We start from the raw sequence: 21,395 nt of genomic DNA, 5'->3' as shown, positions 1-21,395 counted from the left end.
GAAAGCGACCTGGTGCAACGCTCAGGTCGCTTTTCTTATATCACTGGTCGGATGAATGTCGCGTCGAGCCCCTCAAATGCGCCATATGGTGTCAACTGAATTCAAGGGGAGACACCCGGCTATGAAAACCCAAGTCAAAGCACTGGTCGTTGGCGGCGGCGCCGTCGGGACCTCGATTGCCTATCACCTTGCCAAAGCGGGCTGGGATGATGTGATGCTGATCGAGCGGGACGAACTGACTTCCGGTTCCACCTGGCACGCAGCGGGCCTGTTGCCGTTGTTCAACATGTCCTATGCCACGACCCACATCCACAAGTACTCAGTCGATTTCTACAAGACACTAGAGGAAGAAACCGGCCTGAATGCAGGCTTCGCCGTAGTCGGAAACCTGCGTATGGCACAGACACAAGAGCGTATGGATGAATACATGCTCTATGCATCCACAGCGGAAACTTGTGATGTTGCATATGAGTGGCTGACGCCCGAGCAAATCAAGGAACGTTGGCCTCTGATCGAAACTTCGGACTTGAAAGGCGCAATCTATCACACTGAAGACGGCTACATTAACCCTGCCGACGTGACCCAGGCGATGGCCAAAGGTGCGCGTCAGCGCGGTGTCGACATCGTTCGCAAGATGCAGGCTGATGCGTTCCACTGGAACGGTACTCACTGGGAAGTCACCTGCACTAAGATGGTCGAAAAGGGCGGCAACCTCATTCCGTCAGATGAGCAGGTTGTGATCACCGCCGAACATGTCGTGACCGCGTCAGGCAACCACGCACAGCGGACCGCGAAAATGCTGGGTATCAAGATGCCCGCGATCCCGGTCGAGCATACCTTCATTGTCATGGACAAAGACCCTGAGCTGGTCAAATGGCGCGAAGCAGGCAACCCCGAGCATCCGGTTGTGCGTGATGCCGACAACGAGTCATATGCGCGCGAAGAACGTGGCGGCTGGATTCTGGGTATCTACGAACATGGCGCTCCTGCGCAGTTCGAACACGGCGTGCCGGACAGCTTCCGCGCCGACCTGTTCCCGCTGGATCTGGATCGGATTGCCGATCAGTACATGGCGATGGCCGAACGCGTGCCGTCCTGTGCTGAGTCCGGTCTGAAAGACGATTTCAACGGCCCGATCTGCTACACACCTGATGGCAACCCGCTGGTTGGTCCGGCTCCGGGCCTGCGCAACATGTGGCTGGCCGAGGGCTTCTCGTTCGGTATCACCGCTGCGGGCGGCACCGGTTATTATCTGGCTCAGATGATGGTCGATGGCGAAGCCGAGATCGACATGGCTTCGCTGGACCCCAAGCGGTATTCGTCGAACTGGATGACCACCGAATTCGCGGCGCGCAAGAACGAAGAGTGCTATGAGCACGTCTACATCCTGCACCACCCCGACGAAGAGCGCGAAGCCTGCCGTCCGCTGCGCACCGTTCCGGCCTACGACCGTCAGAAAGCGCGTGGCGCACAGTTTGGCTGGGTCAACGGCTGGGAGCGTCCGAACTATTTCGGCCCGCTGGATGCGCCTGATAACTTCGACAAAGAAAGCCGCAGCTTCCGCCGCGGTGGTTGGTGGCAGTATGCCGTCGAAGAAGCCAAAGCGATCCGAGAAGGCGTTGGCCTGATCGATGCGTCGGCCTTCACCAAGCATGTCGTCAAAGGCCCCGGTGCGACCCAGTTCCTGGATTGGTTCACCTGCAACAAGCTGCCCAAGGTCGGTCGCATCAACCTGACCTACGCGCTGACCGCGCACGGCACCACCCGCACCGAATACACCATCGTCCGCAATGGCGAGAACAATTACTACATCGTCTCTGCCGGTGCCTGGACCGAGTACGACGCCGACTACCTTCGCAAGGCGGCCGAGGACAAGATGGAGGAGTTCGGCTACATCGAAATCCAGGACGTGACCACCCAGTGGGGCGTCTTCGCGATCGCCGGACCCAAGTCGCGTGACGTTCTGAAAGAGGTCATCAAGGACGCCGATCCGGAAACCGCGCTGTCCAACAAGCGCTTCCCTTGGTTGTCGGCCCGTCAGATCGAACTGGGCATGTGCCCGGTCAACGCGATCCGCGTGGCCTATACGGGTGAGCTGGGCTGGGAACTGCACCACCCGATCGAGATGCAGAACTATCTGTTCGACCTGCTGGAGAAGGCCGGTGAAAAGCACGGCATGAAACTGGTTGGTGCCCGCGCCCAAAACTGGCTGCGCCAGGAGAAATCCTATCGCGCCTTCGGCACCGAACTGGGCCGCGACGCGACCCCGCTGGAAGCTGACCTGCCGCGCTTTGTTGATCTGTCGAAAGACTTCTACGGCAAAGCCAAGCTGGAAGAGACCGGCGTGCGCGTGAAGTGCTGCACTCTGCTGATCGACGGACCGGACGATGCCGACCCCTGGGGCCGCGAGGCGCTGTACACGCCGGAAGGTGAGCGCGTGGGTCGTTTGACCTCGGGCGGGTACTCGGTGGCGTTCGATAAATCCATCGGCATGGGGTATGTGAAGCCTGAGCTGGCGGTCGAAGGCACCAAGCTGCAGGTCAAAATTCAGGACAAGCTGTGGGATGCGGTCGTCACTTGTGACAGCCCGTATGATCCGAAGAACGAGGTCATCCGCAAGGACGGCTGACGCTTTTTAGAAATAAGGCGGTACTCACGTAGCACCGCCTACTAAAAGCCCGCTCTCGGTGGGCTTTTTTCATGCGCTCAATTCATCAAAACAGTCTAGTGCCTTGGCGGCGTACATCATGGACGGCCCACCGCCCATCTGGATGGCCATTGCCAGAACGTCCGAAACCTCATCGCGGGTGGCTCCCGCCTTGGCCAACGCCTCGGAATGCAGGGTAATGCAAGGCTCACACCGTACTGCGATTGACATGCCTAACGCGATGAACTCTTTGGTTTTGTAGTCCAGCGTTCCGCCTTCCTTGACAGATTTTCCCAGCGCCCCGAAGGCACGCGCCGTATCAGGAATGGCTCCGTTAAGGTTACGCAAGCTTTTGCGCGTTTCGTTCAGTGAATCCTGCCAGCTCATTATCACGTCCTTCTTGATACATATGATAATCTGCATATGAGTGATGAAGAGCAAAGCAGACTTTGATCCTGATCAGATTCCAGTTTTTTGGGCGACAAATGCCAAGTTGTTCGCAGGCATCTTTACGATTTCGACCAGTTCGAGGGCGTTGTCCTTTAACATAGACAATATATGTGTGTCGTCTTTGTACCCGATCTCAGGGTCTTGTTGGACCAGTGCGTCGTGAAACCGCTGGTCGCCATCGCTTGTTAGGTGTCCGTCACGTTTGAAAGGGCCATAAAGCACCAAACGCCCGTCCGCTTTCAGAGCGCACGCTGCTTCGGCAACGAGGGTTTCAGCCTCGGGTAAACTGATCAGGTGCAAGAGGTTGATCAGTAAAACCAAATCTTGCTGCGCCATTGATTTGTGCCAACCCTCCGCAGTTGCATCCAGATGAACGGCTGCGGCGGTGTTTGGTAAACCCTTGGTGTACGCGTCGATGCTGGCGCGCCGTTCTGAGGTGACTTCGCTGGGTTGCCAATGCAACCCGGGCATCCGCTGGGCAAAGGCCGAAATGTGTTGTCCGGTTCCACTGGCCAGTTCCAGGGCCTGTCCTGATGACGGAGCGACCCGTGCCAGAAGATCGCACAGCACAACCGTGTTTCGGCTGGCGGCTGGGGCGACGAGTTTGCTGCCGTCGCCCTCGGTGGCGACGCTGGCATTTGAGGGCAGTTTGCGTTTTGTCATCGTTACAGCCTACCGGGTGTCAGCGCTTTCACAATCGCCGCATCAAGGCGCGGCGACGCGCCAGTCACAAGATCCGCCACAAGTTGCGAGGCTGCAGGAGCGGTCTGAAACCCATACCCTCCCTGTGCTGCCGACCAGATAAACGATGGATCGGATGGATCAGGTCCGAGCACCAGCGTGCCATCGGCAACAAAACTACGTAACCCCGCCCAATTGGTTTCTACCCGAGTTACAGTTTCAGTAACCATCGCTTCGTATCGTGCCAGTCCTTCTGCGAGAACCATGTCATCGGCGTAAGCGTCATGGGGTGTGGTTGGGTCCGCCTCGCAAGGCGAGACCAGTAGCTTGCCCGCATCAGGTTTGGCGTACCAGCTCTCGCCTGCGCCTAGCATCATTGGCCAGTTTCGCAGGTCATGTCCGCCCGGTGCGGGGATGCGCGCAATCGATCGACGGTAAGGTGTGATCCCGATGGGGGAGATTCCTGCCATCTGCGCCACCTCATCGACCCAGGCTCCGGCGGCATTTACCAGATTGCGTGCCTCAAAGGATTCTGAGGTTTCGACGGTCCAATGAACCGATTTGCGGATGCTGCTGACCCTCTGACGGGTCAGGACCGAACCGCCATTCTTGCGGACGGTTCGCGCAAAGTCCTGCAGGACGCGATCTGTATCGATATCATATGCGCTATTACTTATGGCTGCATAACCGACAGTTTCAGCATTCAGGACAGGAATGTGTCCGATGGCATCATCCGGCGAAATCTCTTGCACACCAAGATCTTGGGCGTCTTTTTGAAACAGCGCCTGTTGATCCCTTCCGCCAATCAGCATCAGGCCGCGTGGTGTTAGGTACGCATTTGTTTCAAAAAACGCAGCACTTGCCTCGTTCAATGCCTTGACCGAGTTTGGACCGTAACCCTTTTCGAACAGGGCAGCTGAACGACCCGAAGTATGATATCCCAATCCGTCCTCGGCCTCTAACACCGTGACTGTGCTGTGCTCTGACAGGCGCGCACCTGCGCTTAGCCCCGCGACACCGCCACCGATTATCAGAAAATCAATCATGCGTTTTGTTCCGTTTCCGGCCGCCAAGTGATCGAGGCGGTGGTAAGTTGACTGGCGACATTGGCGGACCATGGCACGCGTACTGCCAAACGAAAAGACACAAGCCCACCGCAATGGAAACTTGATCGTAGGCGGCCGGCCTGCTTTTAGTGCAAACAACATAAGATTCGGAGGCGGACGTGAACGCGGCAGATATTCACCCGATGGCAACGGGGCACATTCCGTCATATGTGACACAGGCAGATGGTAGCGACTTCCTCTTCACCTTCATGTTGTTTTTTACCGTCGGGATGGTCGTGCTGATCGGGGTTGCCTACTTCACGTTGCATTCGATCCCGGAAAAAATGGCGCATGAAACCAATCACCCGCAATTCCAATTGGTTGGGATTCTGGCGCTTTTGGCTTTGTTTACGCATAACGGCCTTTTCTGGGTTGCCGCCATCCTTGTGGCTGGGTTCCAGTTCCCTGATTTCGCAGCACCGCTGCGCTCGATTGCCGATGCCATCCGATCTTTGGCGCCTGGGCAGGACAAAGAACACGCTTCACCCCCTCCTGAGCTGGAAACTGAGCCCGAACAATCCAAATCCTCCGAACCGGCAGCACAGGGGCACTGAACAATGATCGAGACGATGCTGTGCGCCCTGATTACCGTGCTTCCTGACTATCTGTTTCGCCGCTTTGTGCAGGGCAAACGGATCGGACACGAGATCACGCTTTTCACCATGTGGTACGAGTTGCGCTGGGGGCTGACGACTTGCGCTATTTTGGCGCTAACCGTTATCACAACGCTGTTTTATTTCCACCCGTCCAGCAAAACAGCGGCTTCCTACTTCCGGACGGTAACGATCCTTCCGCAGCTAGGGGGGCGCGTTTCCGAAGTCTACGTGCGCAACAATGAACAGGTGACAGCTGGACAGCCGATTTTCCGGATCGAAGACTTCACGCAAACCGCACAGGTCGAAGCGGCGCATGCCCAGATTGCTCAGGTTCAAGCCTCGTTGAAGGTGGCGGAAACCGATCTGGCCGAGGCTGAGGCCGGGATTGCAGGCGCGCGCGCAGCTCTGGATCAGTCGCTCGAGGATCTGGAACGCAATACCACCCTACGTGACGAGGGATCCAGCGCGGTGCGCTTGGCCGAGATTGATCGGTTGGAAAATCTGGTTGCCGAGCGTGAAGCGCAGGTCAAAGCAGCCGTCTCAAAACGCGCAGCGGTTGTACAACAGATCGAAGAGCTGATCCCGGCCCAACTTGCCAGTGCCAATGCGCAGCTGGATGCGGCATTGACCGAGTTGGACAAGACTGTGGTAAATGCTGGAGTGACGGGCAGGGTTGAACAATTCGGGCTTCAGGTCGGCGACTATGTCAGCCCTTTGCTGCGCCCGGCGGGTATTCTGGTGCCATCCTCCTCCGGACATGACCGATTCCAGGCGGCGTTCAGTCAGCTTTCGGCCCAGGTGGTCAAACCGGGTATGATTGGCGAATTGGGCTGCATGACCAAGCCCTTTACCGTTATCCCGGTGGTTGTCGTCGAGGTGCAGGATGTGATCCCATCGGGGCAGATCAGGCCATCTGATGAGTTGCGGGACGTGCAGAGCAACACCAATCCTGGTTCGATCCTTGTCTACCTTGAACCGCTCTACAAAAGCATGGCCGATGATGTGCCTCCGGGCAGCAACTGTCTGGCGAATATCTATACGGATAATCATGCAAAGCTGGAGGATGAGAGCCTCGGCTTCTGGGAAAAATCGTTCCTGCATGTGGTAGACACGATTGGCGTCGTTCATGCGGCAGGCCTGCGCCTGCGACTGATACTGATGCCGGTGAACACTCTGGTGCTGGGCGGACACTAATTTCACGCCCTAGAACCTAACCATTGCGGCGATTCAATCGCTTGAAGTCCTGACCCGACGACAGCTGGGTATCGAAACGCTCGTGGTTAATATTGCCCACGGGCCGATGGTGTTGGGTCGCCAATAAGACTGGCCACCAAGTAGACCTTCGCCGCGCGTGCAGCATTTGCTTTCTTGGAATGCAGCTATGCAGACTTAGCGGCTGTCTAGCGATTTGCTCATGCTTTTGAGAACTCGTTGATGGAGTTCGGTTGGTGCATCTTCAACTGCAGGTCTTTCGATCCATTCCAAATCCAAGTTCAGTGATCCCGCAGGTACGATTTTTCTTGCGATTTCGGGCGGCGTGGTATCGTCAGTCGTTCCATTCTTCCAGTCGTGAAAGGCTGATGAGTATCGAACAACCGCTCCGCTGGTCGACAATTCGAGCAATCCGCCCTCGGCAAAGAACGTCAGCGCATCACCCATTTCCTCACCAATGAGTTTGAGCCTGTTTCCCAATCGATGTTTGAGGATGGCTACAAACACTATCGCTGCGGAAAACGTGAATTTATCGACAAGCATAACAACCTGCTTGTTTGCGCTTTCTGAGATCGCGTCGATCAAGGGCATCGTTAGAAGAAAGTCGCCACCAGTGTTTCCGCGAACATCAATTAGTAGTGTTTTGTTCGAGGATGCGCGCACGCATTCCACCGCGGCTGAGATGGCTTTAGGCAGCGCATTTTCGTTCGGATCAAAGAAGCTTGGTAACGCTATTGATAGCCCTAGCTCTTGCCAGTCCTTTATCTCTACAAATATCTCGGGTTCCCAGGCTGGATCAGCCTTGCCGTGCTCGTTTCTCGGATAGAGCATCGATCCAGGAACTGTATGTTCATTGGCCACTTTCAGATTGGCTATCCGCCCATTTTCGTCCTGCACACGGAACTCGGTCGTGCCGCCGTTTGACGAAAAACCCAAACGTGCCAAAGCGTACGGCCAAGCCAGTAGAATCGGGCCGATGACCCGTTTCCTTTGGCACGTTCCCGCCAGAAATTTCTCTGCAGTGGCTTCAATCTGGCTCAAAGCTGAGCCGTTGACCGCTATCAACTCTCCTCGCGGTGCGGCTATCTCTGGCGCCGCGTCGATGAATTGAACGGAACGTCCAACGCTCACGAATCTCAGCGGTAGCACCGCGATCGCATCATTCGGGATCAGCCGTGTGTGCCCATTGCCGGGAAGTGCCAATAAACGCATCGCTGACAAAAGGAAGGCTTCGACAGAGCCCTCTGAGGCATATTGCCGGGTTTCACCAATACAGTCGTCAATCACGGCCTTTTCGATCTGTCGAAAACTGGGATCGGTCGGCAGGGCAGTTTCTAAAATTTGGTTCAGGTCTTCCGTGAGCGACATGTTTCACGATGCGCATAGCCACTCGTCAATGTCCAGATTGGGCTCAGGGCGACTAAAAAGGCCCGCAAAAAACATGCGGGCCTTGTTGTTAGTTTCCGGGTCAGTTTCTACTGCGGGATTTCGCCTTCCAGCCCCTCAACGTAGAAATTCATGCCCGCCAGCGTACCGTCATCGGCGGTCTCGCCTTCGGCCAGCCAGTCACTGCCGTCCTGCTTTTTCAGCGGGCCAGTAAAGGGGTGGTATTCACCGGCTGCCATCGCGGCTTTCAGCGCCAGTGCTTCTTCTTTAACATCAGCCGGAACGGCGTCCGAAATCTCACCAATTGCTACCATGCCTTCCCGGATGCCATCCCATGTGTTGGCACTTTCCCATGTTCCGTCCATCACGGCCTGGGTCCGCGCGATGTAGTAGGGAGCCCAATCGTCGATGATTGAAGACACACGCGGGAAGGGTGCGTATTCGCTCATGTCGGAGGCTTGGCCAAAGGTGACAACGTTTCCTGCCTCTTGCGCGGCTGCCTGCGGTGCAGTCGAGTCAGTGTGCTGCAGGATCACGTCCGCGCCCTGTTCGATCAGAACTGTGGCGGCGTCAGCTTCTTTCGCAGGATCGAACCAAGTGTAGGCCCAGACGATCTTGAACTCGACATCCGGATTCACCTTCTTGGCGTGGATATAGGCTGAGTTGATACCACGGATCACTTCAGGGATAGGGTAGGACCCGATGTAGCCGATGATATTCGATTCCGTCATTTTACCGGCGATGTGGCCTTGGACTGCGCGACCTTCATAAAAACGGGCCGAGTAGACCGAGACGTTGTCGGCGGTCTTGTAGCCGGTTGCGTGCTCGAATTTCACATCCGGGAATTTCTTCGCGACATTGATGGTCGGATCCATGTAGCCGAACGAGGTGGTGAAGATCAGGTCCGCGCCTTCCAGCGCCATCTGGGTCATCACGCGTTCTGCATCTGGGCCCTCAGGCACCGACTCGACGAACACGGTTTCAACCTTGTCGCCAAAGTGCTCTTCCACGGCCAGACGGCCCTTGTTGTGCTCATAGGTCCAGCCGCCGTCGCCCACTGGGCCGACATAGACGAAGCCGACTTTGGTCTTGTCTTGGGCCATGGCCCCCGAGGCCAGACCCAGCGCCATTGCGGCGCTTGCCAAAAGTGTAGTGAATTTCATGTGTTACTCCCCAAGTTGGTTCAGTTGGCCTCGCCTAGTGCGAGGCATGGAAGGTCCGGCCCAATGCGGCAGGTGCGCTGCTCTTGTCGGCCGAAAGGATCACAAGCACAAGGATCGTGATGATGTAGGGCGACATTGCCAGATACTCGACAGGAATGGCAACGCCCGCTGCCTGCAAATTAAGCTGCAACACAGTGATGCCGCCGAACAAATAGGCGCCCAGCAAGACACGCCATGGTTTCCAGCTGGCAAAAACCACCAGCGCCAAGGCAATCCAGCCGACACCGGCAGTCATGCCCTCGGTCCACTGCGGCACGCGGATCAGGCTGATGTAGGCGCCGCCCAAGCCAGCGCAAGCACCACCAAACAGGATCGCCATGATGCGAATCTTGATGACTTTGTAGCCCAGCGCATGCGCCGCATCGTGGTTTTCGCCAACGGCGCGCAATATCAGGCCGATGCGTGTGTATTTCAGCGTGGCCCAGACGGCGGCCGTCAGGGCAATTCCGACGTAGAGGATCGGGTCGTGCTGAAACAGGATTGGTCCAATAACAGGGATATCGCTGATCACCGGGATATGGATTTCACCCATGCTGGGCGGCTTTATTCCTACGTAGCTCTGCCCCATCAGCGCGCTGAACCCGAGGCCGAACAATGTTAGGGCCAGGCCACTGGCAACTTGATTGGCCAGCGCCACCTGCGTCAGCAGTACAAACAACAGCGATAGCACCGCGCCACCGATTGCTGCCGCGATAAAGCCCAGCCAGGGCGAACCGGTCTCGACCGAGATTGCGAAGCCGCTGATTGCGCCCACGATCATCATGCCCTCGACACCGAGGTTCAGGACGCCTGCTTTTTCGACCACCAATTCTCCGATTGCGGCCAACAAAAGTGGGGTTGCGGCCACCATTAGCGAGGCGACCAGAAGGACGGGGTTAATTTCACCAAGGTCCATATCAAGCTACCTCGCTACGGGCCGCACGGATGCGGTAGTTTGTCAGAAGATCGAATGCCAGCAGGAAGAACAGAAGCATCCCCTGGAATACCTGAATGGCTGCGGCGGGCAGACCCAGCTGAGATTGGGCGATTTCACCGCCAATATAAGTCAACGCCATCAGGCCTCCGGCCAGCAGGATGCCCACCGGATGCAAACGGCCAAGGAAAGCCACGATGATCGCGGTAAAGCCGTAACCGACGTTGAAATCGATACTGACCACGCCAGCAGGGCCCGAGACTTCGAACATCCCCGCAAGACCGGCCAGCGCGCCGGCCAGACCCAGACAGAACAGGATCAGGCGGGCAGGGTTTACACCTGCGAACTTCGCCGCACGCGGGGCCTCACCTGTCAGGCGGATGTGGAAGCCCAGCATGTGCCGGTTCAGCAAGACATATGCAAAGATAACAGCGATCAGGGCAGTGACTACGCCCCAGTGCATGCCTGAACCCGCAATCAGCTCGGCATTATACGCGCTGTCGTAGGATTGCAGATTGCGCGAACCCGGAAAGCCGAACCCTTCGGGATTCTTCAGCAGGCCTAGCGAGACCGAGGCCAGCATCTGTTCGGCCACATAGACCAACATCAGCGACACAAGGATTTCATTAGTACCGAAGCGCACTTTCAGGAAGGCTGGGATCATTGCCCATAGCCAGCCGCCAAACGCGCCTGCAATCACCATGATCGGAAAGATGTAGAATGCATCCAGCGGATAGAATGCCAGACCAGCACCCGCACCGAAAATGGCCCCCATAATGTACTGACCCTCGGCCCCGATATTCCAGATACCGGCGCGGAAGCCTAAAGACAGGCCGATAGCGATCAAAACCAGGGGCGCGCCCTTAACCAGCAATTGCGGCCGATAATAGAAGGCGAACTCGCCAAACAGGGGTTCCCAGAAAATGGTTCCAATAGCCTCGACCGGGTTTTTGCCCAGAATGGCGAACAGGATGCCACCAAAAACCATCGTCGCCAGGACCGCGACCAGAGGGGTGGCATAAGACCACGCCTTGGACGGCTGAGGCCGTTTCTCCAACACAATCATTTGCTCATACCCCCGCGTTTCTCTTTTCTTGTAACTGTTTAGACATGGGCCACCTCCATGCCATGCGCGCCGCCCATCATCAGGCCGATCTCATCGACCGTCAGACCCGTGGTTTCACGCGGGGCGCTTAGTCGTCCTTCGTTCAAGGCGGCGAAACTGTCTGAGATTTCCATCAGTTCATCGAGGTCTTGCGAGATACAGATGACCGCAGTTCCCTTGGCCGCCAGATCCAGAATGGCCTGCCGGATCGAGGCCGCCGCCGCTGCATCCACGCCCCAAGTCGGCTGGTTCACGACCAGAACATCCGGGTTTTGCAGCACTTCGCGACCAATCACGAACTTCTGCAGGTTCCCGCCCGACAGCGACCGGGCGGCATTTTCAGGACCCGGCGTACGCACGTCAAAGGCGCTAATGATCTTTTCGGCAAAGCTCTTGGTCTCGGACCACTTCAGAAAGCCGTTATTCTCTAGCCCCTCGCGGACCGACCCGGTCAGCAGAGCGTTTTCGGTCAGGCTCATATCAGGGGCAGCCGCGTGGCCCAGCCGTTCTTCGGGCGCGGTCAACACGCCCAGCTTACGCCGCGCGGTCGGGCCGAGTTTGCCGATGGGTTGACCGCTGAATTTGATCGCATCTGCGGTGGTCGGAATTTCGCCAGAAAGCACACCCAGCAATTCATCCTGACCGTTCCCCGCGACACCCCCGATCCCCAGAACCTCGCCCTTGCGGACGGTCATGTGGACGTTGCGAAGCGCGGTTCCGAATTCCGACGGCGACGGCGCTGACAATCCGCTGACATCCAGCGCAACGTCACCGAACTCCCGGCCGGAACGTTCAGGTGTCTGCAGGGTCGAGCCCACCATCATCTCAGCCATATCGCGCGCTGAGGTTTCAGCTGGTACACATTCGCCCACATTCTTACCCAGCCGCAGAATCGTGGCGTGGTCGCATAGCGTTCGAATCTCTTCCAGCTTGTGCGAGATATACAGGATCGATGTCCCTTCCGAGCGCAATTTGTTCAGCGTTTTGAAAAGGATTTCAACCTCTTGCGGCGTCAGAACCGAGGTCGGCTCGTCCATGATCAGCAACTTTGGGTCCTGCAGTAAGCAGCGGATGATTTCGACCCGCTGACGCTCACCCGCAGACAGATCACCCACCGTACGGAAAGGATCCAAGGGCAAGCCGTAGGTTTCGGATACTTCGCGAATACGCGACGCCAGATCTCCCATCGGGGGTGGGTTCTCCATCCCCAGAGCGATATTCTCGGCGACGTTCAACGCATCGAATAGCGAAAAATGCTGGAACACCATCGCGATCCCGTCCGCAAGGGCGGCGCGCGGTTCAGGCGGTGCATAGGACTGCCCCCGCAGCAGCATTGAGCCGCTGTCGGGCTTCACCAGCCCATAGATCATTTTGACAAGCGTGGATTTGCCTGCGCCGTTCTCGCCCAGCAGCGCGTGAACTTCGCCTTCACCGATGTCAAAGTACACCTGATCATTGGCCACGACGCCGGGATAGGCTTTGGTCAGCCCTTGCAAGCTCAGAAGTGGAGTGGTCACGCGCTCAGGTCCTTCTTCAATTCGTTCTGTCGGGCGGGGTGTAACAGTTGCGCTGCCACGCCAACGGCGATCATCTGCGGGTGTTTGCCCAAGCCCGGATCGCCGATCGGACAGGTGATCCGGCTGATCCGCTCGGGCGGATGCCCAAGGGCTGCAAGTCGCGACCGGAATCGCGCCCATTTCGTAGCCGAGCCGATAAGCCCCGCAAAGAGGAAATTGTGCGAAAGCAGCCGGTTGCACAGTTCCAGATCCAGATTGTGCGAATAGGTCAGCACCAGATGCTCGGCATCGGTTGGCGCGTGGCGAACCAGCTCGGCGGGTTTTGCGGTCGGAACCGGGGTTACACCGGTTGGAACCACATCGGGAAACCGCTCGGGTCCGGTATCGACCCAGGTGATTGCCAGATCGGGTAGGGGGGACAAAACGTCCACCAGCGCCCGGCCTACATGGCCTGCGCCCCAGATCCACAGATTACGCGTCGGTTTGTGAACGGGTTCGACCATCCAACCTTCGATCAGTTGGGGCTCGGGCGCGACACCCTGTCCTCGCGCTGCCGCCAGCCGACGTTTGACCGATAGCGGCATCTCTCCGCCCGAGGCCGAACGCGCGATGACGGTATCGTCCAGTGCATTCAGCGCTTCATGATCAAATACTTCACTCAGCAATGAAACTGCACCGCCGCAGCATTGCCCCATGTCGGGGCCAAGAGCGTGATGCGTTAGTCGGGTGGCGGTGGTTTGGGATCGCGCAGCTTCAGTTGCCTGATACTCCAACGTGCCTCCACCGATGGTGCCGCTTTGCCCGTCCTTCCAAACAAGCATCGCGGCCCCCACTTCACGTGGAGACGACCCTTTGATGCCGGCGATGACCACCCGGACCACTGTTCCGTGGGTTTTGACCGCCTCCCTCAAAGCCTCCAAGTCAAATCCCATCAGATGCCTCCCTTCATCTTTTGGACGCCGCGCCAAACTTCTTCAGCCGTGGCTGGTGCATCAAGAGCGGGGTAGGCCTCTCCACAGGCCGCGACCGCATTCGACAGGGCCAGCCATGCTGAAATACCCAGCATGAACGGCGGTTCGCCCACCGCTTTCGAACGATAGATCGTGTCCTCACGGTTTTCGGCATCCCAGAGTGCGACGTTGAATACGTCGGGTCGATCTGAGCAGGCGGGGATCTTGTAGGTCGAGGGTGCGTGTGTGCGCAGGTTGCCCGTGCCGTCCCAGACCAGTTCCTCGGTCGTTAGCCAGCCCGCGCCTTGCACATAACCTCCTTCGACCTGCCCGATATCCAACGCCGGGTTCAACGAAGCACCGGCATCATGCAGGATATCGGTGCGCAGAATGCGGTTCTCACCAGTCAGAGTGTCGACGGCCACTTCAGTGACCGACGCTCCGTAGGCGAAGTAGAAGAACGGACGGCCTCGTCCGGCGATCCGGTCCCATTCGATCTTGGGTGTCTTGTAGAAACCGGTCGCCGACAGGCTGATCCGACCCTGATAGACCAGCGCCGCAGCTTCAGCGAAGGTGTAGCGTTCTGCGCCAACCGAAACATGGCCATCAGAGAAGGTGACAGTCGACGGATCGGCCTGATGCCGCTCGGCCAGATAGTCCGCCATTCGATCGCGGATCGTATCGCAGGCCGCCTTCACTGCCATACCATTCAGGTCACTGCCCGAGGATGCTGCCGTGGCCGAAGTGTTCGGCACCTTGGCCGTGTCTGTGGCGGTAATTTTGACCATCTCCAGGGGGATGCCAAAGCGCGAAGCCGCCACCTGCGCGACCTTCTGGAACAGGCCTTGACCCATCTCGGTGCCGCCGTGGTTCAGATGGACCGAGCCATCCTGATACACATGCACCAAAGCGCCTGCCTGATTCAGGTGGGTCAGCGTGAAGGAAATCCCGAACTTGACCGGAGAGAAGGCGATGCCCTTCTTGATCACACGATTCTCGGCGTTCCATTTCGCAATGGCGGCCTTGCGCGTTTCGTAATCGCTGGATTTCAGTAGGGCCTGAGTCATCCCGTGCAATTCGAAATCGCTGACCTCCATTCCGTAGGGTGTGGTATTGCCACCAGCGGGCAGAGGGCGCACGGGGGCGTCCCCGGTTTCGACCGCGCCGCGGCTCGTCAGGTCCTCATGCGGGTCGGGATGACCCAAAGGCTGCTCGGACGGCGTGATCTCGGCAACCGCATGGGCCGGTTCGTAATAGTTTCGGCGGCGCAGTTCCACCGGGTCCAGACCCAGCTCATACGCGGCGTGGTCCATCACGCGTTCGATGCCAACCATGCCCTGCGGGCCGCCGAAGCCGCGATAGGCGGTGGCGGATTGGGTGTTGGTCTTCAGCCGGTGGCTTTCGATACGTGCATTTGGCAACAGATAGGCATTGTCAGAATGCAGCATCGCGCGGTCGGCGACGGGCAGGGACAAGTCCTGCGCCCAGCCGCAGATGGCGTAGTGGTGGAACGAGACGCCCTGAATATGGCCGTTCTCGTCAAATCCGGCCTTATAGGCGATGCGGAACGCGTGGCGTTTGCCGGTGATGGTCATATCATCGTCGCGGTCATAGCGCATCTTGCACGCCTTGCCAGTTGCGCGAGCGGCCACCGCGCAAGCAACGGCCAGCGCATTGCCCTGGCTTTCCTTGCCACCAAAACCGCCGCCCATACGGCGCGTCTCGACCCTGACGGCGTGCATCGGAACGCCCAACGCATCGGCCACCTTGTGTTGGATCTCGGTCGGGTGCTGGGTCGAGCTGTGAACCAGCATATCCGCGCCTTCATTCGGCACGGCCAAAGCGGCCTGACCTTCCAGATAGAAATGCTCCTGCCCGCCAAGCTCGAATGACCCTTCGATCACATGGGCGGATCCTGCAATAGCCGCATCAGCATTGCCTTTGGCATAGATGCGCGGGCCGTCTTCGAACCGACTGTCGGCGGCCAGAGCCTCTTCGACGGTTAGGATCGGGGTTTCCTCGGCATAGTCGATCTTGCCCAAACGGGCCGCCTTGCGGGCGGCCAGATGGCTGCTGGCGATGACCAGAAACACCGGCTGGCCGATATAGTGGACCGTTCCGTCCGACAGCAGCGGTTCATCATGGATCGAAGGCGATACGTCGTTGGCGAAGGGCAGATCATCCGCGGCCATAACCATCACGACGCCCTCGGCGGCCCTCACCGCAGACAGGTCGATTGCGGTGATCTTGCCTTTGGCAATCGGGCTGAGGCCAAAAGCCAGATGCAAACTGTCCCTGGGTGTTGGGATATCGTCCACATACCGCGCGGTTCCTGAAACGTGCAGCGGTGCTGCGTCGTGGGGGAGGGGTTTGGTCACGCTCATGCCGATACCTCCAGCACATTGGTCACTTCGCCCTGATCTTCCAGGAAGTATCTTTCGAGCATCGCTTTGGCGGATTCCAGTCGATAGGTGGCCGAGGCGCGCATGTCTGTGAGTGGTGAATAATCGTCAGCAAAGGCAGGCAGCGCGGCGTCAATCGCCTCGCGCGCCCAAGGTTTACCGACCAATGCGGCCTCGACATGAGTTGCCCGTTTCGGGATGCCGGCCATGCCGCCGAACGCGATGCGCGCCTGCGTGACGATGCCGACCGAGACGGTGATGTTGAAACACCCGCAGACGGCCGAGATGTCCTGATCGAACCGCTTGCTGAGTTTATAGACCTTCAGGCGATCCAGCTGACGGGGGAAGCTGACAGCTTCGACGAATTCACCGGGAACGCGGTCCTGTTTGCCATAGTCGATAAAGAACTCTTCCAGCGGAAGGGACCGGCGGGTGTCGCCTTTGCGCAGATGAAGGGTTGCGTCCAGAGCAATCAGCGCAGGCGGGTTGTCCCCAATGGGCGAGCCATTGGCGATGTTGCCGCCCACCGTTGCAGCATGGCGCACCTGAACACTGGCGTAGCGGCGGATCATTTCGGCGTAAGAGGGGTGAAGATCGGCCAGAGCCTCACCCATCCGATTCATGTCGACCATTGCGCCAAAGCGAATTTCATCGTCGGTGATGGTGATTTGTTTGAGATCATCGCAACGGTTGAGGAAGATTACTGGATCCAGGTCGCGCAGTTGCTTTGTCACCCACAGGCCGACATCTGTTGCTCCGGCAACCAGCGTGGCATCTGGGTTTTCAGCATAAACAGCTGCCAGTTCATCGGAAGATTCAGGCAGCATGCGCGACGCAGCAGAAGATGCGAGTGGCTTGTCTTTGACCCAGACTGGCACGGGACGGTCCTCGACCGCTTTCGCAGCGCGAATAATCGGTGCATAGCCAGTGCAGCGGCACAGGTTTCCGGCAAGCTGGGTGTCATGATCCGTGGCGCCCGTCGCATGACTGGCGACCATCGACATGACAAAACCCGGAGTGCAAAAACCGCATTGCGAGCCGTGCAGGTCAACCATTGCCTGTTGAACGGGATGTGCTTCGCCATCCGGGCCGCTTGCCCCTTCGACTGTACGAACCGCTTTGCCATGCAGTTGGGGCAAGAACAGGATGCAGGAGTTCAGAGCTTTTGCGCCGTCTTCGTCCGTCACCATGACCGTGCACGCGCCGCAATCGCCTTCGTTGCAGCCTTCTTTGGTGCCTGTCAGACCGCGATCTTCACGCAGCCAGTCCAGTAGGGTGGCCGTCGGATCGACATCCGGCAGCTCCACTGTCTCTCCGTTCAGAAGAAACGTGATGTTCATTCGAGAAACCCGTCGCGTTACCCGGTTGCGCCCGTTCGGCCCTCCTTCGATGCGACGTAGAAAGAGTGGCGGGCGGTAGCTTGCCGTCAGATGTTAGAAACAGCGCACCTTATCTGGCAAGAAAAACTGCCTATATGATACACCATTGCACCCGAGCGGCCCATGATTGTCGTGTATGTGTGAAACTTAATAAATTGAAAATAAACACTTTTTGGGAAGGTGTGCGTTCCTGCGCCCGAAGCACCTTCTGAAAAAGCCGAATAATCACCGATGATTTTTTCGGCATTCGATGGTGCCGGTTCCCGCTTTTGCAACGTCGCTGGCTGAGATAGCTTAGCCTGTATGAGCAGTTCCCCCCGATTCATTCACCTCCGCGTTCACACTGAATATTCGTTGCTGGAAGGTGCCGTGCGGCTGAAGAAGCTGCCGGACCTGTGCCAGAAGATGGAGATGCCCGCCGTCGCGGTGACGGATACCAATTCAATGTTCTCGGCCTTAGAGTTTTCGGTCACCGCCAGCGGGGCGGGTGTGCAACCGATCATGGGCTGTCAGGTCGATCTCAGTTACGTTCAGGCGCAGCCGGGAGAAAAGCCAAAAGCACCCGCGCCGCTGGTGCTGCTGGCACAATCCGAGGTGGGATATGAGAATCTGATGAAGCTCAGTTCCTGCCTGTATGTAGACAAAAGCGGGCAGTTGCCGCAGGTCACTTTGGACGAATTGGCGGAACGATCAGATGATTTGATCTGCTTAACCGGCGGTCCAGACGGGCCCGTAGGGTTGCTGTTACAGCAAGGTCAGCGCCCTGCTGCCGAGGCTCTGGTGGATCGTTTGTCCGCGATTTTCCCGGATCGCCTTTATGTTGAGTTGCAGCGTCACCCAGGCGAAGGAGGCCAACCTGAGGCCGAGCGCTTGACCGAGCGCAGTCATGTCGAGATGGCGTATGACAAGAACCTGCCGCTGGTGGCCACCAATGACGTCTATTTTCCGACTTCGGACATGTACGAGGCCCACGACGCGCTGATCTGTATCGCCGAGGGGGCTTATGTCGACCAGCAGGACGGTCGCCGACGTCTGACCGCGCAGCACTATTTCAAGTCGCAGCAGGAGATGGTGACGCTGTTCGCCGATCTGCCCGAAGCCGTCGAGAATACGGTTGAAATCGCGCAACGCTGCGCCTTCATGGCCTATCGCCGCGACCCGATCCTGCCGAAGTTTGCAGATGATGAGGTCGCCGAACTGCGTCGCATCGCCAACGAGGGTCTGCAAAAACGTCTGGCCGTGATCCCGCACGCCGTGACACCTGAAGAATATCAGGAACGACTGGATTTCGAACTTGGCATCATCGAAGGGATGGGCTTCCCCGGCTATTTCCTGATCGTTGCCGACTTTATCCAGTGGGCTAAGGATCATGACATTCCGGTGGGTCCGGGGCGAGGCTCGGGTGCGGGATCACTGGTGGCTTATGCGTTGACGATTACCGACCTTGATCCGCTGCGGTATTCGCTTCTGTTTGAACGGTTTCTGAACCCCGAGCGGGTTTCTATGCCCGACTTCGATATCGACTTCTGCATGGATCGCCGTGAAGAGGTTATCCGCTACGTGCAGCAGAAATACGGGCGCGACAAAGTAGGGCAGATCATCACCTTCGGTGCCTTGCTGTCGAAGGCGGCTGTGCGCGATATTGGGCGTGTATTGCAGATGCCATACGGGCAGGTTGATCGCCTGTCCAAGATGATCCCAGTCGAAGGCGTCAAACCCGTTTCCATCGAAAAGGCGCTGAAGGATGAGCCGCGCCTGCGGGAAGAGGCACGCAATGAAGAGGTCGTGGACCGTCTGCTCACATATGGCCAGCAAGTCGAGGGGCTGCTGCGCAACGCCTCGACACACGCTGCCGGCGTGGTGATCGGAGACCGGCCGCTGGATGCACTGGTTCCAATATACCAGGACCCGCGCTCGGACATGCCTGCGACCCAATTCAACATGAAATGGGTTGAACAGGCCGGGCTTGTAAAGTTCGATTTCCTGGGTCTGAAAACACTGACCGTGATCCAGAACGCGATGGATTTGATCTTTAAGTCAGGCCGTGACCTTCACATAGCTCCCGATGGCACGGAACTCTATGAACCCGCCGAAGGGGCAATAAATCAGATCAACGCCATCCCGCTGGATGACGAGGCGACGTACAAACTCTATTCGGCGGCCAAGACGGTGGCGGTGTTCCAGGTTGAATCCTCGGGCATGATGGATGCGCTCAAGCGGATGAAGCCGGATTGTATCGAGGATATCATCGCCCTCGTCGCGCTTTATCGACCCGGCCCGATGGAGAACATCCCCAAGTTCTGCGAAGTCAAGAACAAGCTTAGCGAACGCGACACGCTGCACCCGTCCATCGACCATATCTTGGATGAGACGCAGGGCATCATCGTCTATCAGGAACAGGTGATGCAGATCGCGCAGGAAATGGCGGGTTACAGCCTTGGGGGCGCGGACTTGCTGCGCCGCGCGATGGGTAAGAAAATTCAGGAGGCGATGGATGCAGAGCGGCCCAAGTTCCTCAAAGGTGCTGCCGAAAACAATGTGGATGAGGCCAAGGCGACCGAAGTCTGGAACCTGCTGGACAAGTTCGCCAACTATGGCTTCAACAAATCCCACGCCGCCGCCTATGCGGTGGTCAGCTATCAAACCGGCTGGCTAAAGGCGAACCACCCGGTCGAGTTCATGGCAGGTGTCATGAACTGCGATATCCATCTGACCGACAAGCTCGCGATCTATTTTGAGGAAGTCCGCAAGGGGCTGCAGCTGCCCTATGTTCCGCCGTGCGTAAATCGATCCCAAGCGACCTTTGATGTGGCCGATGGGCATTTGGTCTATGCGCTGGGCGCGCTCAAGAACGTAGGCGTCGAGGCAATGAATCTTGTGGTTGAGGGGCGTGGCGAAAAGCCTTTCGTAAACCTGTTCGACTTCGCCCGCCGTGTTGACCTGAAGAAGGTCGGCAAACGCCCGCTTGAGATGCTGGCTCGCGCCGGTGCCTTTGACGAGCTCGATAAAAATCGTCGCCGTGTGTTTGAAAGCCTTGATCCGTTGGTTCAGTATTCGGCGGCGATTCACGAGCAGAAGAATTCCAACCAAGTTTCCCTGTTTGGCGAGGCAGGCGATGACCTGCCCGAACCGCGTCTGTCCCCTTCGCCTGATTGGCTACCTGCCGAACGCCTAAGCGAGGAATTCAAGGCCATCGGATTCTACCTGTCTGGCCATCCGCTGGATGACTATATGCCGGCCCTGAAGCGCAAACAGGTGCTGACACTGGACCAGGTGACTGAAAAGGCGCGCTCTGGACCATTTATCGCTAAGATGGCCGGAGTCGTTGCAGGTCGGCAGGAAAGGAAATCAGCGCGTGGCAATCGGTTTGCTTTTGCGCAGCTCTCTGATCCGACTGGGGCATTCGAGGTCACGTTATTCTCGGAAACACTGGAGAAATCCCGAGAGTTTCTGGAAACCGGCGCACAGGTGGTACTGACGGCCGAAGCGACCATGGAGGCCGATCAGCTGAAACTGCTGGGCCGTTCCGTTGGTCCGGTTGATACAGTTGTGGCCGATGCGGGTGCGACGGGTTTGCGTGTGTTTGTCGAGGATTCGAAGGTTTTGCCGAACATGGCCACGGTACTGGAAGGCGCAGAGGCTTCAGCCAAAAGGGTGGCCAAGGGACCTGTTTATGTTTGCCTATTCGATCCCGGACTGCCAGGCGAGGTCGAGATGGATCTGGGCCGGGAATTTCCGATCAACCCAGAAATCAAAGGCGCGCTGAAGTCGCTCGAGGGGATATCGGAGATCGAAGAAATCTGATCCCGAACCGTAATGTTGCCACAC

At 57.8% G+C, this 21,395-nt stretch carries 15 protein-coding genes; 4 read left to right on the top strand and 11 right to left on the bottom strand.

Annotated features, from left to right (window positions below; genetic code table 11):
- Positions 1-121 precede the first annotated feature (121 nt).
- Positions 122-2,629, top strand: coding sequence for a GcvT family protein (locus ACR0DK_RS02180; protein ID WP_480734667.1), 2,508 nt, complete (start codon positions 122-124; stop codon positions 2,627-2,629).
- 69 nt (positions 2,630-2,698) lie between these two features.
- Here ACR0DK_RS02180 and ACR0DK_RS02175 read toward each other — a convergent pair whose 3' ends face one another.
- The 3 genes from ACR0DK_RS02175 to ACR0DK_RS02165 form a co-directional block, all read right to left on the bottom strand.
- Positions 2,699-3,034 carry a carboxymuconolactone decarboxylase family protein gene (locus tag ACR0DK_RS02175; RefSeq protein ID WP_170401940.1) on the bottom strand — a complete coding sequence of 112 codons (336 nt, stop codon included), beginning with the start codon at positions 3,032-3,034 and terminating at the stop codon, positions 2,699-2,701.
- Positions 3,035-3,106: 72 nt separating this feature from the next.
- Positions 3,107-3,760 (bottom strand): DUF938 domain-containing protein, encoded by a 654-nt coding sequence (locus ACR0DK_RS02170; protein WP_480734665.1) that lies wholly within the window; start codon positions 3,758-3,760, stop codon positions 3,107-3,109.
- A 2-nt stretch (positions 3,761-3,762) separates the two neighbouring features.
- On the bottom strand, positions 3,763-4,824 hold the full coding sequence (locus ACR0DK_RS02165) for an NAD(P)/FAD-dependent oxidoreductase (RefSeq protein ID WP_480734664.1): 1,062 nt from the start codon (positions 4,822-4,824) through the stop codon (positions 3,763-3,765).
- A 203-nt stretch (positions 4,825-5,027) separates the two neighbouring features.
- Between ACR0DK_RS02165 and ACR0DK_RS02160 the strand changes: the two genes are divergently transcribed.
- Positions 5,028-5,438 carry a hypothetical protein gene (locus ACR0DK_RS02160; RefSeq protein ID WP_170512621.1) on the top strand — a complete coding sequence of 137 codons (411 nt, stop codon included), beginning with the start codon at positions 5,028-5,030 and terminating at the stop codon, positions 5,436-5,438.
- A 3-nt stretch (positions 5,439-5,441) separates the two neighbouring features.
- Positions 5,442-6,674, top strand: a complete 1,233-nt coding sequence (locus ACR0DK_RS02155; protein WP_170392496.1) for an HlyD family secretion protein — start codon at positions 5,442-5,444, stop codon at positions 6,672-6,674.
- A 195-nt stretch (positions 6,675-6,869) separates the two neighbouring features.
- Here ACR0DK_RS02155 and ACR0DK_RS02150 read toward each other — a convergent pair whose 3' ends face one another.
- The 8 genes from ACR0DK_RS02150 to xdhA all read right to left on the bottom strand — a co-directional run bounded on the left by ACR0DK_RS02150 (position 6,870) and on the right by xdhA (position 17,528).
- Positions 6,870-7,904, bottom strand: coding sequence for a S41 family peptidase (locus ACR0DK_RS02150; protein WP_480735679.1), 1,035 nt, complete (start codon positions 7,902-7,904; stop codon positions 6,870-6,872).
- 263 nt (positions 7,905-8,167) lie between these two features.
- The gene (locus tag ACR0DK_RS02145) at positions 8,168-9,241 is read right to left on the bottom strand and encodes a BMP family ABC transporter substrate-binding protein (protein WP_170392494.1); all 1,074 of its coding nucleotides are present in this window, start codon (positions 9,239-9,241) and stop codon (positions 8,168-8,170) included.
- A gap of 34 nt (positions 9,242-9,275) precedes the next feature.
- Positions 9,276-10,196 (bottom strand): ABC transporter permease, encoded by a 921-nt coding sequence (locus ACR0DK_RS02140; RefSeq protein ID WP_170392493.1) that lies wholly within the window; start codon positions 10,194-10,196, stop codon positions 9,276-9,278.
- Position 10,197: 1 nt separating this feature from the next.
- A complete protein-coding gene (locus ACR0DK_RS02135; protein WP_170392492.1) occupies positions 10,198-11,280 on the bottom strand; it encodes an ABC transporter permease in 1,083 nt (360 codons plus the stop codon).
- A gap of 38 nt (positions 11,281-11,318) precedes the next feature.
- Positions 11,319-12,836, bottom strand: a complete 1,518-nt coding sequence (locus ACR0DK_RS02130) for an ABC transporter ATP-binding protein (RefSeq protein ID WP_480734659.1) — start codon at positions 12,834-12,836, stop codon at positions 11,319-11,321.
- Positions 12,833-13,768, bottom strand: a complete 936-nt coding sequence (gene xdhC, locus ACR0DK_RS02125; protein WP_223116872.1) for a xanthine dehydrogenase accessory protein XdhC — start codon at positions 13,766-13,768, stop codon at positions 12,833-12,835. Before xdhC ends, ACR0DK_RS02130 begins: the two co-directional genes overlap by 4 nt.
- On the bottom strand, positions 13,768-16,170 hold the full coding sequence (gene xdhB, locus ACR0DK_RS02120) for a xanthine dehydrogenase molybdopterin binding subunit (RefSeq protein WP_480734658.1): 2,403 nt from the start codon (positions 16,168-16,170) through the stop codon (positions 13,768-13,770). The genes xdhC and xdhB overlap by 1 nt, the downstream gene beginning before the upstream one ends.
- Positions 16,167-17,528, bottom strand: a complete 1,362-nt coding sequence (gene xdhA / locus ACR0DK_RS02115) for a xanthine dehydrogenase small subunit (RefSeq protein WP_480734657.1) — start codon at positions 17,526-17,528, stop codon at positions 16,167-16,169. Before xdhA ends, xdhB begins: the two co-directional genes overlap by 4 nt.
- 342 nt (positions 17,529-17,870) lie before the next feature.
- Here xdhA and dnaE point away from each other — a divergent pair, with 342 nt between their 5' ends.
- A complete protein-coding gene (dnaE, locus tag ACR0DK_RS02110; protein WP_480734656.1) occupies positions 17,871-21,371 on the top strand; it encodes a DNA polymerase III subunit alpha in 3,501 nt (1,166 codons plus the stop codon).
- Positions 21,372-21,395 lie beyond the last annotated feature (24 nt).

This window comes from Ruegeria sp. CE6, from assembly GCF_056537485.1.
The sequence above is the reverse complement of the archived record's forward strand: the minus strand, read 5'-3'. Positions and strand labels throughout refer to the sequence as shown.

Coding starts and splice junctions, on each gene's coding strand:
- ACR0DK_RS02180 (WP_480734667.1), top strand. CDS start 122: ATGAAAACCCAAGTCAAAGCACTGGTCGTTGGCGGCGGCGCCGTCGGG.
- dnaE (WP_480734656.1), top strand. CDS start 17,871: ATGAGCAGTTCCCCCCGATTCATTCACCTCCGCGTTCACACTGAATAT.
- xdhA (WP_480734657.1), bottom strand. CDS start 17,528: ATGAACATCACGTTTCTTCTGAACGGAGAGACAGTGGAGCTGCCGGAT.
- ACR0DK_RS02165 (WP_480734664.1), bottom strand. CDS start 4,824: ATGATTGATTTTCTGATAATCGGTGGCGGTGTCGCGGGGCTAAGCGCA.
- ACR0DK_RS02160 (WP_170512621.1), top strand. CDS start 5,028: ATGGCAACGGGGCACATTCCGTCATATGTGACACAGGCAGATGGTAGC.
- ACR0DK_RS02135 (WP_170392492.1), bottom strand. CDS start 11,280: ATGATTGTGTTGGAGAAACGGCCTCAGCCGTCCAAGGCGTGGTCTTAT.
- xdhC (WP_223116872.1), bottom strand. CDS start 13,768: ATGGGATTTGACTTGGAGGCTTTGAGGGAGGCGGTCAAAACCCACGGA.
- ACR0DK_RS02175 (WP_170401940.1), bottom strand. CDS start 3,034: ATGAGCTGGCAGGATTCACTGAACGAAACGCGCAAAAGCTTGCGTAAC.
- ACR0DK_RS02140 (WP_170392493.1), bottom strand. CDS start 10,196: ATGGACCTTGGTGAAATTAACCCCGTCCTTCTGGTCGCCTCGCTAATG.
- ACR0DK_RS02150 (WP_480735679.1), bottom strand. CDS start 7,904: ATGCGTTTATTGGCACTTCCCGGCAATGGGCACACACGGCTGATCCCG.
- ACR0DK_RS02155 (WP_170392496.1), top strand. CDS start 5,442: ATGATCGAGACGATGCTGTGCGCCCTGATTACCGTGCTTCCTGACTAT.
- xdhB (WP_480734658.1), bottom strand. CDS start 16,170: ATGAGCGTGACCAAACCCCTCCCCCACGACGCAGCACCGCTGCACGTT.
- ACR0DK_RS02170 (WP_480734665.1), bottom strand. CDS start 3,760: ATGACAAAACGCAAACTGCCCTCAAATGCCAGCGTCGCCACCGAGGGC.
- ACR0DK_RS02145 (WP_170392494.1), bottom strand. CDS start 9,241: ATGAAATTCACTACACTTTTGGCAAGCGCCGCAATGGCGCTGGGTCTG.